General features: G+C 63.7%; 16 protein-coding genes. 9 read left to right on the forward strand and 7 right to left on the reverse strand.

Translation table 11 applies throughout. The features are described 5' to 3' along the window. Positions 1-116 precede the first annotated feature (116 nt). From rfaE1 to gmhB, 3 genes are read left to right on the forward strand one after another with little or no spacing between them, the layout of a single operon-like run. Positions 117-1,610 carry a D-glycero-beta-D-manno-heptose-7-phosphate kinase gene (gene rfaE1, locus O7A70_RS07540; protein ID WP_337139814.1) on the forward strand — a complete coding sequence of 498 codons (1,494 nt, stop codon included), beginning with the start codon at positions 117-119 and terminating at the stop codon, positions 1,608-1,610. A gap of 8 nt (positions 1,611-1,618) precedes the next feature. Further along, the gene (locus tag O7A70_RS07545) at positions 1,619-2,191 is read left to right on the forward strand and encodes a D-sedoheptulose-7-phosphate isomerase (RefSeq protein ID WP_337108158.1); all 573 of its coding nucleotides are present in this window, start codon (positions 1,619-1,621) and stop codon (positions 2,189-2,191) included. Further along, positions 2,184-2,825 (forward strand): D-glycero-beta-D-manno-heptose 1,7-bisphosphate 7-phosphatase, encoded by a 642-nt coding sequence (gene gmhB / locus O7A70_RS07550; RefSeq protein WP_337139815.1) that lies wholly within the window; start codon positions 2,184-2,186, stop codon positions 2,823-2,825. The genes O7A70_RS07545 and gmhB overlap by 8 nt, the downstream gene beginning before the upstream one ends. A 3-nt stretch (positions 2,826-2,828) precedes the next feature. Here the strand turns inward: gmhB and O7A70_RS07555 are convergent, their stop codons facing one another. Next, positions 2,829-3,623 carry a glycosyltransferase family 2 protein gene (locus O7A70_RS07555; RefSeq protein WP_337139816.1) on the reverse strand — a complete coding sequence of 265 codons (795 nt, stop codon included), beginning with the start codon at positions 3,621-3,623 and terminating at the stop codon, positions 2,829-2,831. Positions 3,624-3,871: 248 nt separating this feature from the next. Then, positions 3,872-4,351, reverse strand: coding sequence for an Lrp/AsnC family transcriptional regulator (locus tag O7A70_RS07560; protein WP_337139817.1), 480 nt, complete (start codon positions 4,349-4,351; stop codon positions 3,872-3,874). Between the two features lie 259 nt (positions 4,352-4,610). Here O7A70_RS07560 and trxB point away from each other — a divergent pair, with 259 nt between their 5' ends. Then, entirely contained in the window at positions 4,611-5,585 is a 975-nt protein-coding gene (gene trxB / locus O7A70_RS07565; RefSeq protein ID WP_140505032.1) for a thioredoxin-disulfide reductase, read from the forward strand. A gap of 91 nt (positions 5,586-5,676) precedes the next feature. Beyond that, on the forward strand, positions 5,677-6,573 hold the full coding sequence (locus O7A70_RS07570) for a LysR family transcriptional regulator (RefSeq protein WP_027143277.1): 897 nt from the start codon (positions 5,677-5,679) through the stop codon (positions 6,571-6,573). Between the two features lie 21 nt (positions 6,574-6,594). Here the strand turns inward: O7A70_RS07570 and O7A70_RS07575 are convergent, their stop codons facing one another. Next, positions 6,595-7,092 (reverse strand): methyltransferase family protein, encoded by a 498-nt coding sequence (locus O7A70_RS07575; protein WP_337139818.1) that lies wholly within the window; start codon positions 7,090-7,092, stop codon positions 6,595-6,597. Between the two features lie 750 nt (positions 7,093-7,842). After that, a complete protein-coding gene (locus O7A70_RS07580) occupies positions 7,843-9,894 on the reverse strand; it encodes an elongation factor G (RefSeq protein WP_337139819.1) in 2,052 nt (683 codons plus the stop codon). 400 nt (positions 9,895-10,294) lie between these two features. Between O7A70_RS07580 and O7A70_RS07585 the strand changes: the two genes are divergently transcribed. Continuing rightward, on the forward strand, positions 10,295-10,690 hold the full coding sequence (locus O7A70_RS07585) for a (R)-mandelonitrile lyase (RefSeq protein WP_337139820.1): 396 nt from the start codon (positions 10,295-10,297) through the stop codon (positions 10,688-10,690). Positions 10,691-10,767: 77 nt separating this feature from the next. Here O7A70_RS07585 and O7A70_RS07590 read toward each other — a convergent pair whose 3' ends face one another. Further along, the gene (locus O7A70_RS07590) at positions 10,768-11,970 is read right to left on the reverse strand and encodes a pyridoxal phosphate-dependent aminotransferase (RefSeq protein ID WP_337139821.1); all 1,203 of its coding nucleotides are present in this window, start codon (positions 11,968-11,970) and stop codon (positions 10,768-10,770) included. 216 nt (positions 11,971-12,186) lie between these two features. Between O7A70_RS07590 and O7A70_RS07595 the strand changes: the two genes are divergently transcribed. The 3 genes from O7A70_RS07595 (at position 12,187) to O7A70_RS07605 (ending at position 14,632) form a co-directional block, all read left to right on the forward strand. After that, on the forward strand, positions 12,187-13,083 hold the full coding sequence (locus O7A70_RS07595; RefSeq protein WP_337140206.1) for an EAL domain-containing protein: 897 nt from the start codon (positions 12,187-12,189) through the stop codon (positions 13,081-13,083). Further along, on the forward strand, positions 13,080-13,934 hold the full coding sequence (locus O7A70_RS07600; RefSeq protein WP_337139822.1) for an EAL domain-containing protein: 855 nt from the start codon (positions 13,080-13,082) through the stop codon (positions 13,932-13,934). The genes O7A70_RS07595 and O7A70_RS07600 overlap by 4 nt, the downstream gene beginning before the upstream one ends. A gap of 83 nt (positions 13,935-14,017) precedes the next feature. Next, positions 14,018-14,632 (forward strand): glutathione S-transferase family protein, encoded by a 615-nt coding sequence (locus tag O7A70_RS07605; RefSeq protein WP_337139823.1) that lies wholly within the window; start codon positions 14,018-14,020, stop codon positions 14,630-14,632. 242 nt (positions 14,633-14,874) lie between these two features. Here the strand turns inward: O7A70_RS07605 and O7A70_RS07610 are convergent, their stop codons facing one another. Beyond that, entirely contained in the window at positions 14,875-15,075 is a 201-nt protein-coding gene (locus O7A70_RS07610) for a hypothetical protein (protein ID WP_337139824.1), read from the reverse strand. A 269-nt stretch (positions 15,076-15,344) separates the two neighbouring features. Further along, on the reverse strand, positions 15,345-15,557 hold the full coding sequence (locus O7A70_RS07615) for a cold-shock protein (protein WP_015316174.1): 213 nt from the start codon (positions 15,555-15,557) through the stop codon (positions 15,345-15,347). Positions 15,558-15,628 lie beyond the last annotated feature (71 nt).

Below are 15,628 nucleotides of genomic sequence, written 5' to 3' on the forward strand. Positions count from 1 at the left end.
CCCCTGCCGTTGCGCTGTGCCGAATTGCGGTATATCGGCAGGCATGACCGGCCGGCCTCGCAAATCTGGTGTTTCGACCTATCTGAGATCGGCGTTTTCCGCGCGTGGCAGATGACATGATCAAGCACAATCCGCCTTCACCCGAGCCCCTGCACCGCGCCATCGCGCGCTTCGGCGACGTCGCCGTGCTGGTGGCCGGCGACCTCATCCTCGACCGCTTCGTCAATGGCGTCATCGAGCGGATCTCGCCGGAAGCGCCGATCCCGGTGCTGCATGGGCGGGGCGAAAGCTCGGCGATGGGTGGCGCCGGCAATGTCGTGGCCAACATCGTCTCGCTTGGCGCACGCGCCGTTCCGGTCTCGGTGATCGGCACTGATCCCGCCGGCGACAGCCTGGTGCGGATGCTGGGCGAGCTTGGCGCCGATACGGCGGGGCTTCTGCAGCAGCGCGGCCGCATGACCTCGTCGAAGAGCCGCTTCAGCGCCCTCAACCAGCAGGTGCTGCGTTTCGACGAGGAAGAGATCAAGCCGCTCGGCGAGGCCGAACGGGGGGATCTGGTCCGCCGTTTCCGGGACGCGTTGAAACAGGCGGACATTGTCATCCTGTCCGATTACGGCAAGGGCATATTGCTGGACGGCGTCGCCGCCGAACTGATTGCCATCTGCCGCGAGGCGGGCAAGCCGGTGCTGGTCGACCCGAAGGGCCGCGACTATGCGCGCTATGCCGGCGCGACCGCCGTCACGCCCAACCGCAAGGAGCTTGGCGAGGCCGTCGGCCATGCGGTGTTCGCCGATGACGAGATCGTCGCGGCGGCACGCGAGCTGATTTCGGCGCACGGCTTCGACTTCGTCGTCGCCACCCGCAGCGAAAAGGGCATGAGCGTGGTCGGCCCCGACGAGGCACGCCACATCGCCACCCAGGCGCGCGAGGTGTTCGACGTCTCGGGCGCCGGCGATACCGTGATCGCGACCTTCGCGCTGGCGCTTGCGGCCGGTGCCGATCCTGTCGCCGCGGCCTCGATCGCCAACGCCGCCGGCGGCGTCGTGGTCGGCAAGCGCGGCACCGCGCGGCTGAGTGTCGAGGAACTCACCGGCGCGCTGTTCCGCTCGCACGGACCGACCGCGCACAAGGACGCCATCCTCGACGCTACTTCGGCCGCGCGCATGGTGGCGGGATGGAAGGCGGAAGGCCTGAGCGTCGGCTTCACCAATGGCTGCTTCGACATCCTGCATGCCGGCCATGTCAGCCTGCTGCACGCGGCGCGCAGCCAGTGCGACCGGCTGGTGCTCGGGTTGAACAGTGATGCCTCCGTGCGGCGGCTGAAAGGGCCGGGCCGCCCGGTCAACGACCAGCATGATCGCGCCTGCGTGCTCGCCGCGCTCGCCTCGGTCGATGCCGTGGTGGTGTTCGAGGAGGATACGCCTTTGGCGCTGATCGAGGCGCTTCTGCCCGACATACTGGTGAAGGGCGCCGACTACACGATCGACACCGTGGTCGGCGCCGATGTGGTGCGGAAGGCGGGCGGCCGCGTCGTGCTGGTCGACCTGGTCGCCGGCAAGAGCACCACTGGCACCATCGGCAAACTACGCGCCGGCAGCGCCACCAACTGAGGGATCTCATGTCCGAATTGAACGATTATCTGGTCCGCTCGGCGGCCGCCATCACCGCCACGGTCGAGCGAGATTTGACCAGCGAGATGGAACGAGCGGTGAGCGCCGTCGTGTCGGCGCTTTCCTCTGGAAAGGCATTGCTGGTCTGCGGCAATGGCGGCTCGGCCAGCGACGCCATCCATATCGCCACTGAACTGGTCGGCCGTTTCCTGAAGGAGCGCAAGGCCTACAATGTGATTGCGCTGCCGGCCAACGCCGGGATGCTGACCGCCTGGGGCAATGATTACGGCTTCGATACGGTGTTTTCGCGCCAGGTCGAAGCGCATGGCGCTGCAGGCGGCGTGCTTTTGGCGATCTCGACCAGCGGCAATTCGCCGAGCATTCTCGCCGCGGCCGAACAGGCGCGCATGATGGATATGACGGTGGTCAGCCTGACCGGCGATACCGGCGGCAAGCTGAAGCCGCTCACCGACATCCTGCTCAACGTACCCTCGACCTCGACGCCGATCATCCAGCAGGGCCATTTGTGCCTCTATCATTATCTGTGCGAGGTGGTCGAAGCGCGCCTGTCGAATGGCTGACAGGATCGGGAAGCCGCACCCATTGACCGAACCGGGCCTGTGGGTGGAGCGGATAGGCGGCCGGGTTTTCCCGGCACGGTCGCCGGCGCTGTTCCTGGACCGCGACGGCACCATCAATGTCGACACGGACTATCCCAGCGATCCGGCCGAGATCGAGCTGAGGCCGCAGATGCTGCCGGCGATCGCCGCCGCCAACCGGGCCGGAATTCCGGTCGTCATGGTCACCAACCAGTCCGGCATCGCGCGCGGCTATTTCGGCTGGGGCGTTTTCGCATCGGTCAACGGCCGCGTGCTCGATCTGCTGCGCGGGCAGGGCGTGTCCGTCGACATGGTGCTGGCCTGCGCCTATCACGAGGCGGGCGTCGGGCCTCTCGCTGTAGCCAATCATCCGATGCGCAAGCCCAATCCGGGCATGCTGATCGAGGCGGGCAGGCGCCTTGACCTTGACCTCCAACGCTCCCTGATGGTCGGCGACAAGCTGGCCGACATGCAGGCGGGCCAACGCGCGGGCCTTGCGCAGGGGTGGCTGGTCGATGGAGAGGCGGCACTTCAGCCCGGCTTCGCCATCAGGCGCTTGCATGACGACCACGATCTCGGCGGCCTGCTCGCCGCCATCGACGCGCTCGGATCGTAGGCCCTACGCCTGGTCGTTGCGCTGCGAGGCTTCGTAGAGCTTGGCCTCGGTGGCGAAGGAATAGATCATCACCGACATCGAGTAGACGAAGCCATGGCGGCCGCACAGGAAGTAGCGCTTGGCCAGGTAGAATTTGAGGAAATTGCCGAACGGCGATAGCACCAGCCGCACCAGGCCGGGCTTCTTGCCTTTCTCGACCAGCGAGACCGCCTTGAGGCCGGAATAGGCGTTGGCCCTGGCAAGATCCTCCTCGACCGATATTTCACGGCGATGCAGCAGGACACCGTCTTCGATCGTGTCGGTCTCGCCCGGCACGCGAACGGATTCATGCACCCGCGCGGTGAGATCCATGGTGGCGCCTTCCCTGCGGAAAAGCCTGAGCAGCCTGTTGTGCAGCACCCAGCGATGGGCATAGCCGTAGCCCTTCAGCCAGTCGCGGCGGCGCATGTACCATCCGCTGGCCTTGCCGCCGGCCGCCTGGGTGATGGCCACGATCGACTGCCGCAACCGGTCGTCGACGCGCTCGTCCGGGTCGATCGAAAGACACCAGGGCTGGTTGGCGTGGTCGAGCGCGAATTGCCGTTGGCGGGGAAAGCCCGGCCAATCATTGTGCAGCAGCGTTATCGGATAGCCCTTTGCGATATAGCTTTCAATGCATTCGACGGTGCCATCCGTCGAGCCGGAATCAACGATGATGATCTCGGCACAGAAATCGATGCTTTCCAGGCACGGGCCGATCATATCGGCCTCGTTCACGCAGATGATGAGCGCCGAGACCGGACTTGCAAAACGGGTCATGGTCCCCTTCCCATGGCGGATTATCTCGGAATTCACGCTGCTCGTTCCATCTGTTCTCAAGCAATTCCGGGCGGAAAACCGTTACACACCCTTCCTGGAATTGCTTGAGAAACCAGTCAAGCGCCCAGTCGAGCAGTGAAGTCCGGCAGAGCCGTTCAGCCTTGCATACCGGCGTCTTTCGAATACCAACGCGGCGCCGATGTGGCGAACGCAAGGAATTCGCCCAGCGCACGGGCGTTCGCCTGGCCTCAGGGGCGTTCGAACGACACCAAACCCTCATCCTTGACGCGGCGGATGGTGAGCGCCGTGCGCACCGTGTCGACGTTCGGCGTCGAGGTCAGTTCCTCGATGACGAAGGTCTGGAAGCTGCCGAGGTCGCTGGCCACGCAATGCAGCAGGAAGTCGGACTCGCCCGACACCATCCAGGCATCGCGCACGATCGGCCAGCCTCGCGTGCGCTCGGCGAAAATGCGCAGTTCGGCATCGGCCTGATGATGCAGCCCGACCAGGCAAAAGGCGACGACATCGAGGCCGAGCGCAGGCGCGTTGAGCAGCGCGCGGTAGCCGCGGATGATGCCGGCTTCCTCCAGCCGCTTGACCCGGCGCAGGCAGGGCGGTGCGGAAATGCCGACGCGGTTCGAGAGCTCGACATTGGTCATGCGCCCGTCCGCCTGAAGCTCGCGCAGGATCTTCCAGTCGATGGCGTCAAGGTCGGCCTTGAGGGGCATTGGGGTTCTCGATGATCAGTGGCGCAAGAATCTTTCGCGATTTTGTAATTAAACGACTTTTGTGGCGAAGCCAGCCCTCGTCGACGCGATTTTAGAGAGGTAACGAAAGCGCTCGTCGCGCGAATATCCGCGTGGGCCGAAGCTTTCCGGGGACGACGGTCCGTTCGTCTTGCTGGCGTGGCTGGCAGCCCTTACATTAAGCGCGATATTCCACGTCTTTTTCCAAGGCACACCCGTGTCCGCCCCGCAGAGGCTCCAGATGATCACCAAGCATGCGCCCGTTCTCATCATCGGTTCCGGTCCGGCCGGCTATACGGCGGCGGTCTATGCCGCGCGTGCGATGCTGAAGCCGATGCTCGTCGCCGGCCTGCAGCAGGGCGGCCAGCTGATGATCACCACGGATGTCGAAAACTATCCCGGCTTCGCCGATCCGATCCAGGGGCCGTGGCTGATGGAGCAGATGCTCAAGCAGGCCGAGCATGTCGGCACCGACATCATCAACGACATCATCACCGAGGTCGACCTCAATGTGCGGCCGTTCCGCGCCAAGGGCGATTCCGGCACGACCTACACGGCCGATGCGCTGATCATCGCCACCGGCGCGCAGGCCAAGTGGCTGGGCATTCCGACCGAGCAGGACTTCATGGGCTTCGGCGTTTCCGCCTGCGCCACCTGCGACGGCTTCTTCTATCGCGGCAAGGATGTCGCGGTGGTCGGCGGCGGCAATTCGGCGGTGGAGGAGGCGCTCTATCTGTCCAACCTCGCCAAGAGCGTCACCGTCATCCACAGGCGCTCGGACTTCCGTGCCGAGCGCATCCTGCGTGAGCGGCTGTTGAAGAAGGACAATGTCCGCGTCATCTGGGACACGATCGTCGACGAGATCACCGGGCGCCCCGGCAAGGCACCGCTGCCGCCTTCGGTCGAGGGGCTGAAGCTCAGGCATGCCGTGACCGGTGCCGAGAGCCACCTCAAGGTCGACGGCGTCTTCGTGGCCATCGGCCATGCGCCCGCGGTCGAGCTGTTCGCCGGCAAGCTGAAGCAGAAGCCGAACGGCTATCTGTGGACAGCACCGGATTCGACGCGCACCGACGTGCCTGGCGTCTTCGCCGCCGGCGACGTGACGGACGATATCTACCGGCAGGCGGTGACGGCGGCGGGGCTCGGCTGCATGGCCGCGCTCGAAGCGGAAAAATATCTGGCCGGCATCGAGGTGCATCGCGAGGCAGCGGAATAGGCGGCTCGCAAAACTGTTAGAAAATCGGCTTAGAAGCGCCGTGTAAAAGCCTGATTTTTCATTCAAACGCCAACCGGAACGAGGGGAAATCATGGCGTTGGACTGGGACAAGCTACGCGTGTTTCACGCTGCGGCGGAAGCGGGGTCGTTTACCCATGCGGCCGAGACCCTGCATCTGTCGCAATCGGCGATCTCGAGGCAGGTCAGCGCGCTCGAACACGATGTCGGCGTGCCTCTGTTCAACCGCCATGCACGCGGCCTGGTGCTGACCGAACAGGGCGAGATGCTGTTCCGCACGGCGCATGACGTGCTGATGAAGCTGGAAACCATCAAGTCGCGGCTGACCGAGACCAAGGACCGGCCGTCCGGCGTGCTCAGGGTAACGACGACCGTCGGCCTCGGCGCCGGCTGGCTGACCGAACGGGTGCAGGAGTTCATCGAACTCTATCCCGAAGTCAGCCTGCAGCTGATCCTTGCCAATGAGGAGCTCGACCTCACCATGCGCCAGGCCGATTGCGCCATCCGGCTGCGCCAGCCGCAGCAGCCGGACCTGATCCAGCGCCGCCTGTTCACCGTGCATTTCCATCTCTACGCGGCGCCATCCTACGTCGCCAAGCACGGCAAGCCGGGCTCGATCGCAGAGTTGAGAAGCCATCGCATCGTCACCTTCGGCCTGCCCGTGCCGTCGCATCTGTCGGAGTTGAACTGGCTGGAGACGGTCGGCGATTTCGAGAGCGGCCAGCGCGTGCCGTCGCTGCAGATCAACGACATCCTGTCGATCAAACGCGCCGTGCAGGGCGGCGCCGGCATCGCCATGTTGCCGGACTATGTGATCAGCAAGGATTCCGGCCTGGTGCAGCTGCTGCCGGAAACCGAGGTGCCGTCCTTCGACACCTATTTCGCTTATCCCGACGCGATGAAGAACCAGGCCAAGCTGCACGTGTTCCGCGACTTCATCATCGCCAAGGCCAGAAGCTGGTCCTTCTGATCCAAGGTCAGCTCCGCGAGCCTATTCTTTCCAGGGCGTAATCCGCGGCAGCCAGCCCGGTACGTTGCGGCGGTAGGCTTCGTATTCGGCGCCATAGCGGCCGGCGAGCGTCGGCTCCTCATAGAGCCTGACGAAGGTCACCATGGCGGCCGCCGCGATTGCCGCGTAGGCCGCGATCGACCAGCTCGAGAACAGCAGCGCCTGGCCGAGAATGATCGACAGCACGGCGACATACATCGGATTGCGGACATGGCGGTAGATGCCGCCGATCACCAGCCTTTCGGTCGGTGCGACAGGGGCGGGCGTGCCCAGCCCCTCCAGCGCGAAGCGGGCGAAGGCATGCAGCAGCACGGCGGCGGCCGCGACGATGAGCACGCCGCCGGCGAAGACAAGGCCGGGCAGGGGCGACCATGGCAGGCCCCAGCGAGCGCTGAGCAGCCAGGGGATCAGCCCGGCGACTACGCCGGGGGCCGCAATCAGGAAAATGCCGCTGCCGGCAATCGCCGAAAACCTGCGCATTGGTTGATCTCCGCTTGACTGCCTTTGAATTAAACCGCTGCTGCCTCATTCCACATCATCAGTGTTTTTCGGCATTTGGGGAGCAGAATCGGCCAGGATCGGCGTTTTCGAGACGACAATGACCCGAAAGCGAGCTTCATTTTCACGATTCTGCTGGTCCTATTGGCTTCTGGAACGGGTTGGACCACAGCCTGTGCCTTTTTGCATGCGTGTGTTGCAAAATAGATGCTTGTTTCTTGGGCATGATGAGCACATATATAGATCATCTCCTGGGCGCGTTCTCCTCCCATTAGCGCCCTCGAGTGTTCCCCTCTGGAGGTTAGCCTTAACAGGCACTTCCAATCAAACTCAGCCGGATCTTCATTGATCCGGCTTTTTTGTTGCCTGCATGCCAATGGGATGGCTGAAAAATTCACCAGAATTGCCGCGTAACAGTGTCATGTAACCTCTGGTAACATGACAAGGACACCCCTCATCTGCTAAATGGATCATAGGACGCGGTGTGGTTCGGACGGGAGATGGGGGCATCACTCGGACGGCCCGGGCTCAGGCGGCTACCGCGTCCGAACCTTTTCCCGCCGAAGCGCGGCGATCTTGCACGCGGCGGACCTGCCGTTTTTCCTCCCAAGAAAACGGTCCGCAAAACAAAACGGCGTCCGGCCCCCCCGGGCGTCGTTTTTGGTTTGTGCCCCCCTCGATCCTTCGAAGGGGGGCGCTTCACATGCATTCCAAATCGGCCACAGGGCGAAATCAGGCGGCCTTGCCTTTGGCGTTCATCGCCTCGTCGGCGAGACGGCCAGTCAGCTCGGCCATATGGTCGAAGGCGGCCCGGTAGCTGGCAACGCCTGAAGTGGCCGACCGCAGCTCGATGATCAGATCACCGATCTCGGCCTGCGGCATGGTCGCCTCGACGACATCCCATCCAGGCCAGTCGGGCCGCGCGTCATAGCCGAGGATCTGGCCGCGCCGTTGCGGGATCAGCGCAATGATCTTCGACGTCGCGTCGGACGGCGTGACGATCTCGACCTTCATCACCGGCTCCAGAAGCACCGGCGAGCAGGCGGCCATGCCTTCCTTCATGGCGAGCTTGGCCGCCATCTGGAAAGCCATGTCGGAGGAATCGACCGCATGGTACGAGCCGTCCGACAGGTTGACCGCGACGTCGACAACGGGGAAGCCGAGCGGGCCGGACTTGAGGTAATCGCGTATGCCTGTTTCAACCGACTGGATGTAGGTCTTGGGCACGACGCCGCCGGTGATGGTGTCGGTGAACTGGAAGCCGGAGCCGCGCGGCAGCGGCTTGATCTCGATCACCACATCGCCGAACTGGCCGTGGCCGCCCGACTGTTTCTTGTGGCGGCCGCGCTGCTGCACCGGTTTGCGGATCGTCTCGCGATAGGGCACCGCCGGCGCATGGCCCTCGACCGGGATCTGGTTCTTGCCCTCCAGCCGCTCGCGCACGACGCGCAGATGCATCTCGCCATGGCCAGACAGCACGGTCTCGGCCGAGTCCTGGTTGTGGTGCAGGCTGAGCGAGGGATCTTCCTCGGCCAGGCGCTGGATGGCGGCCGACATCTTGACCTCGTCCTTGCGCTCCTTGGGGCGCAGCGCGAAGGCGAAGACCGGCTGCGGCGGCTCGACATCGAAGAGCTGTTTGGCCCCGCCCTTGGCTGAAGTCAGCGTCTGGCCGGTCTTGACCGCGTCCAGCTTGCCGAGCGCCACGGTATCGCCGGCCCTGGCGGCGGTCAGCTTGACCTGGTCCTTGCCCAGCATCCTGTAGATGCCGGAAACCTTGGCGGTGTCGCCGCCGGGCAGCCATAGTTCCGAGCTGTCGGCGACCTGGCCGGACAGGATGCGCGACACCGACAGCTTGCCGCCATGCGGCGTGTGGATGGTCTTCATCACCTGGACCACCGCCGCGTTGCCGTCCGGGGCGCCGAGCCGCTTGCGGGTCGCGTCGATGTCGGGCGCGTCGTGGCGGATCGTCTTCAAGAGGCGCAGCACGCCATTGCCTTTCTCGGCGGTGCCGATCAGCACCGGCGTCACCGCGCCGTCGCGCAGATCGGCGGCGAGGTCGTCGAAGATCGCGTCCTTCGGCGGTTCGATCTCTTCCAGTAACTGCTCCATCAGCTGGTCGTCATGGTCGGCCAGCGTCTCCAGCATGGAGAAGCGGGCCTCCAGTTCGCGCGCCTTGTCGTCGCCCGGTATCTGAGCCACCTCGCTTTCGGCATATTCGCGATAGATGTAGGCGCGTTCCAGCGCCAGATCGATCGAGCCGATGACGACGCCGTCCTTGCGCAGCGGGATCTGACGCAGAAGCAGCGGCGCGGCACTTGTCGGCTGCAGCATCTTCAGCGTGTCGCGCACGCCCGCGATCGCCTTGTCGACCTTGTTGAGGAACAGGATGCGCGGCACGCCGAGATCGTCGAGCTTGCGCATGATGAGCTGCAAAGCGGGGATCTTCTTTTCGTCGGCCTCGGCCACGACCACCGCGACATCGCAGGCGGCCAGCACCGGTTCGGCCTCGAAGGAGAATTCGATCGACCCGGGGCAGTCGATGAAGGTGAACTGTTCGCCCATGAATTCGGTGGTGGCGATTGACGCCTCGACGCTCATGGCGTGGGCGCGGGCTTCGGGCGAATGATCTGAAACGGTATTGCCAGAGGAAACCGGGTTCTGGCGGGGAATGGCGCCGGTACGGGCCAATATGGCTTCGAGAAGTGTCGTCTTACCGCTTGCGAAGGGACCGACTATGGCAATGCATTTCGGTCCCGTGCGTCGTCCTCCGGCGCGATTACCCATGGCTGACCTCCACTCAGGCGTTTTCCTGGGGACCGACTGGCATTCATGGTTCAGGCCAAGGTCAATCGGTCCTGAGCGGCGGCCGGCCTGTTCGACCGTCGCGGGCGGGCCTGTTTCGACCTGCCCGCGATTATCGTCCCATTTGTTTGCCGGGAGGGCAAGGAAAATAGGAGGCCGGCGGGGCTGGCCGGCTCAGGCGCTGAGCGCGAGCGGTTCGACCGAGCGGCCGGCAAGCAGCGCGGCGGTCCCATGCGGGCAAGGTTCGTGGTCAAGAAAAAATCAGGCCTTCGTCCGAGCGAGGTGACCCGGCCGGTTGCGTCCGGGCCCATCCGGGCCGAGAATGCATTTGACTTCAAGGGGCCGGCGCCTCGCCAGCTCCCACCAACTCCAGGGACAGACGATGAAGATCATTGCTTGCGGCAGCGTGCCGACCATCATAGCCCCGGACAAATACTTCACCGGCCGGGTTCTGCAGACGCCGATCATCGAGACGGAGGCGCCGGCGCGGCTCAGGGCCACGTTGGTCAGTTTCGAGCCCGGCGCGCGCACCCACTGGCACACGCATCCGCTTGGCCAGACGCTTTATGTGACCGCTGGCGCCGGCCTGGCGCAGACATGGGATGGACCAATCCAGGAAATCAGGGCCGGTGACGTCATCTCATTCGAGCCTGGCGAGAAGCATTGGCATGGCGCGGCGCCGAAATCGGCGATGACGCATATCGCCATGCAGGAGGCGCTTGACGGCATCCATGCCGACTGGCTGGAAGCGGTGACGCCGGCGCAATATGGCGGCTGAGTGCTCAGCCTGGATTGACAAAACCCGGCGGTAACGCCTGAAAGCGGCGACGCCGGGTTTGTTTCGGACTTACCTGATCAGGTCAGCGATGCCGTGAAGCGCTGGATGCGCGTGCAGGCTTCCTCCAGCAACGTCTCCGAGGTGGCGTAGGAGATGCGGAAGTTGGGGCCGAGGCCGAAGGCCGAGCCGAACACCACCGCGACGCCCTCTGCCTCGAGCAGTTCCGAGCAGAAGGTCTCATCGGTGTCGATCAGCTTGCCGGCCTTCGTCTTCCTGCCGATCAACTGGGCGCAGGACGGATAGACATAGAAGGCGCCTTCCGGCGACGGGCACGTGATGCCGCGCGCCTGGTTGAGCATCGATACGACGAGGTCGCGCCTGCCTTGAAAGATCGCCTTGTTCTTGGCGATGAAGTCCTGCGGGCCGTTGAGCGCCTCGACGGAAGCCCATTGCGCGATGGTGCAGGCGCCAGAGGTCTGCTGGCCCTGGATCATGTCCATCGCCTTGATCAACTGGACGGGACCGGCGGCATAGCCGATACGCCAGCCGGTCATCGCATAGGCTTTCGAGACACCGTTCATGGTCAGCGTGCGCTCGTAGAGCCTGGGCTCGACCTCGGCGATGGTCTTGAAGACGAAGTCGCCATAGGTCAGGTGCTCGTACATGTCGTCGGTCAGCGTCCAGACCTGCGGATGCTTCAACAGCACATCGGCCAGCGCGCGCAATTCGGCCTCCGTATAGGCCGCGCCCGACGGGTTCGACGGCGAGTTCATCAAGAGCCATTTGGTCTTGGGCGTGATCGCCTTTTCCAGCACCGCGGGGGTCAGCTTGAAGCCGTTGTCGATCGAGGTGTCGGCAAACACCGACGTGCCGCCGCAGATCGCCACCATTTCGGGATAGCTGACCCAGTAGGGGCGAGGGATGATGACCTCGTCGCCGGGGTTCAGCGTCGCCATGAAGGCGTTGAACAGGATCTGCTTGCCGCCGGTGCCGACGATGGTCTGCTCGGGCCTGTAGTCGAGATTGTTCTCGCGCTTGAACTTCTTCGCGATCGCCTCGCGCAGCGGCACGATGCCCGAAACCGGCGGATATTTGGTCTCGCCACGGCGAATGGCCTCGATCGCCGCATTCTTGATGTTGTCGGGCGTGTCGAAATCAGGCTCGCCGGCGCCAAGGCCAATGATGTCCCTGCCGGCATTTTTCAGCTCGCGGGCTTTCTGCGTCACCGCGATGGTGGCGGAAGGCTTAACGCGGGAAAGGGTGTCGGCAAGAAAGGCCATGACCTTTTGTCTCTCCAAAGGATCGGCGCGGCCAGGAGCGGCCGCGGCGCTTCTCATGTCGCAACATTCCCGTCAGTGCAAGCCTTGTCGGCTGGGCCAGGTGGGACGGCGCCGTCAATGAGGCGTGATCGGCAACAATAAATTCATTAACGGGCGGTAGAGGCTTGCATGGCAGGATCGCCGTTCAATTCCGCCTGGTCGCGGAGCGAGGAACCCTTGTCACGCAGCATCGGACTTGCCCATATCATCCGTCATGATGACGGCACCTCGAGCGGTGTCTGGGGCATTTATACGCTGCAAAGCGCCTTCCAGCCGATCTTTGCCTTCAACGAGGGCAAGCTGTCGGTCGCCGCCTTCGAAGGGCTGATCCGCCCATTTCGCGACGGCGAGCCGCAATCGCCGATGACCTTCTTCTCGACATGTCCAGCGGCCGACCGCCTGCATGTCGAAGCGCTGACCAGAACACTGCATCTGCTCAATGCCGGCGCCTGCCTGCCGCGGGAGGCATCGATCTTCGTCAATTTCGACCCGTCGGTGTTCACCGAGCGATCGATCGTCGACAACGCCTTGCGTGACATGCGGCTGGTGCTGCACGAAGCCGGTATCGATCCGGGCCGCGTCGTTTGCGAGGTGACGGAGCAGAGATCGGCATCGCAGGAGACCCTGCACGGCTTCGTCGCCGCGCTCAGAGCCAACGGCTTCCGGATCGCCGTCGACGACTATGGCGCCGACGATTCCGACATCACCCGCGTCAAGGAGCTGAGCCCCGACATCGTCAAGTTCGATGCGCACTGGATCACGCAACTGATGGAATCGGGCGCCGGTTTCGCGCTGCTGACGTCGATGGTGAGGAGCTTCGAGGACCAGGGCATCCGCACCGTGTTCGAGGGTATCGAGGAAGGCTGGCAACTGGAGCTGGCCGAGCGATCGGGCGCCTCGATGGTCCAGGGTTACGTGCTGGCCCGTCCCGAACTGGCGCCGACGAGTTTCCGCGCTTTCGCAAAGAGCAGTCCGGAACCTGCCTCCGCCGCAAGCCATGCGTCCGCTCCCGTCACCGCGACGCCGCGCAAGGGGCGGCCCGCAAAAGCCTTCGGACGCAGGGTATCGCCATGAGCGTCGAGCGGCGGCGCACCATGGGCGATGCGATCTTCGCCGACGAGATCGGCATCGAATATGGCGTCCATGGCGACTTCCGCCTGCGCAGCGCCTATCAGCCGATCTACGCCCCGCGCGGCGGCAGCTTGCAAGCGGTGGCCGTCGAAGGCCTGATCGAGCCGCACCGCGCCGGCCGGCCGGGGTCGCCGCGGATGTTCTTCGACAGTGTCGCGGCTTCGGACCGGCTGTTCGTCGAAACCATGTGCCGCGTGCTGCATCTCAGGAATTTCCACAATATCGGCGTCGACGGGCTCGACCTGTTCTTCAACTACAATCCACTGGTCAACGACCATGCTGGACGGGCGCTGGCCGAGATCCGGCTGATGAGCCGGCATCTCGACGAACTCGGCCTGGCGGCAGCCATGCTGGTCTGTGAAATCACCGAACAGGCGGCGGACGATGCGCTGCTGGCAAGGCTGGTTCGTGAAATGCGACGCGACGGCATCCGCATTGCCATCGATGATTTCGGGACCGGCCATTCGACCGAGGAGCGGGTGAGCCTGCTTCAGCCCGACATCGTCAAGATCGATGGCGGCTGGTTCGCTGAATTCTGCCGCCACGCCGCCGCGGAACGCTTCTTCCGCCCGCTGGTGTCCAGCCTGCACGACCGCGGCGCAAAGGTGCTGGTCGAAGGCATCGAGCAGCCCACGCACCTGCGTGTCGCGCTCGAAGGCGGGGTCGATTTGCTGCAGGGTTTTCTTCTCGGGCGTCCCGCGCTTGCCGGCACCATCTTCAACGAAGAGCCGCTTGCGGTCGACGCGCTGCTGGGCTTCGACAACAAGGTGGTGCCGTTGCATAAGCGGCGTTGATGGTCGCGCCAAAAGAAATCACTGGTTGAGGATGGCGCCGCTGCGATAATCCGCACGCAGAAGCAGCGCTCCGGGGAACGGCAATGATACTCTACAGCATGATCGACAGCGGCAATTGCTATAAGCCGCGGCTGCTGATGGCCAAGCTCGGCCTCGCCTTCACCACTGTCGAGGTGAGTTCCCATACCGGCGATACGCGCAAAGCCGATTTCGTCGCCAAGAACCCGAACGCCATGGTGCCGCTGCTGGAGCTGGACGATGGCCGGCGGCTGGCCGAATCCAACGCCATCCTGCTCTATCTCGCCGAAGGCACGCGCTTGCTGCCGGCTGACAAATACGAGCGTGGGCTCGCCTATCAATGGCTGTTCTTCGAGCAGTACAGCCACGAGCCCTATATCGCGGTGCGCAAGGCGCTGCTGACCTTTCCCGAACGCGCCGCCGATGCCACGCCCGAGCGGCTGGCGGTGACGCTGGAGCGCGGTAACAAGGCGCTTGGCGTCATGAACACATATCTCGAAAACAACGACTTCTTCGCCGGTGCGTTCAGCATCGCCGACATCGCGCTTTATGCCTACACGCACACGGCGGAGCAGGGCGGCTTCCAGCTCGACGCCTATCCCGCGGTGGCCGCCTGGCTCAGCCGCGTGGAGGCGGACCTGGGGCATGTGCCGATCGAGAGGGTACCCTCAACTACTTGAGAAGGCGGTCATATTCGGCGTGGGTGCCGATCCGGAACCAGACGAAGTCGTCCTGGTCGCGGATAGCGACTGCGCGGTGTTGAGATCAATTCGCGCCGACCAGTAACGGCCGACCTGTTTGAAATGCAGCGATGGGTAAAATGGATCGGCGCGGAGTTTGGCAAAGCTGGTGTCTGCCTTCGCCTGAATTGCCGAGGATAATTTGCCATGTGCCTCCCAGAAAAAGGGAGCGGCAAAGTGATTCAATGGGGCCTGGTCCGACCGGCGCGATGATCGGCCAAAGCTTGTGCGGCAAGCTTGTCCAGCCGGCCTGCCTTGGCATCAGCTTCAATCTGCTTGTCCCATTGAGCGGCCCGCAGCGCCTCAAACCAGGCGGCAAACGCCTTCAGTTCTTCCGGGCTCAACTCGGTGATGGATTTTTCGATTTGTTCGAGCTTCGTCATGACGGAAAGGTACCACCATTGGGCCTATACCACCGCCCGCGCCGTTGGGCGCGATCTGGCATCCAAAATCCAGACAAATAAAAAGGCGGGATGAATCCCGCCTTCCCATTTCGGTAGCCTGATCGGGAGCGTCCGGTCCGGGCTGGCAGCTATCTGCTGTTCCAGCTTGTCGGGTCTTTTCACTCCGGCGCGCTTCTCGCGCGACCGTCAGTACATCCGTGACTTGCCGCGCGCCCCGAACTCTCGTCCGGCGCGCGCCATTTTCAAAATCAGGCTGCCTTGCTCAGAGAACCAGCGGACGACTTGCCAGTGCGGCGGTCCTGCTCGATCTCGAAGTTGATCTTCTGGCCTTCGACCAGGGTCGACAGTCCAGCGCGCTCGACAGCCGAGATGTGGACGAAAACGTCCGCGCCGCCGCTGTCAGGCTGGATGAAGCCGAAACCCTTGGTGGCATTGAACCACTTGACCGTTCCAGTTGCCATATAAATAGTCCTTCACATTTGCTTTGGTATGACCAGACCGAAGTCCAGCCGGTGTGCATCGAGATTTTGGA

This window comes from Mesorhizobium sp. Cs1299R1N1, from assembly GCF_037179655.1.
In the GTDB taxonomy this organism is placed as follows: Bacteria; Pseudomonadota; Alphaproteobacteria; order Rhizobiales; family Rhizobiaceae; genus Mesorhizobium; species Mesorhizobium salmacidum.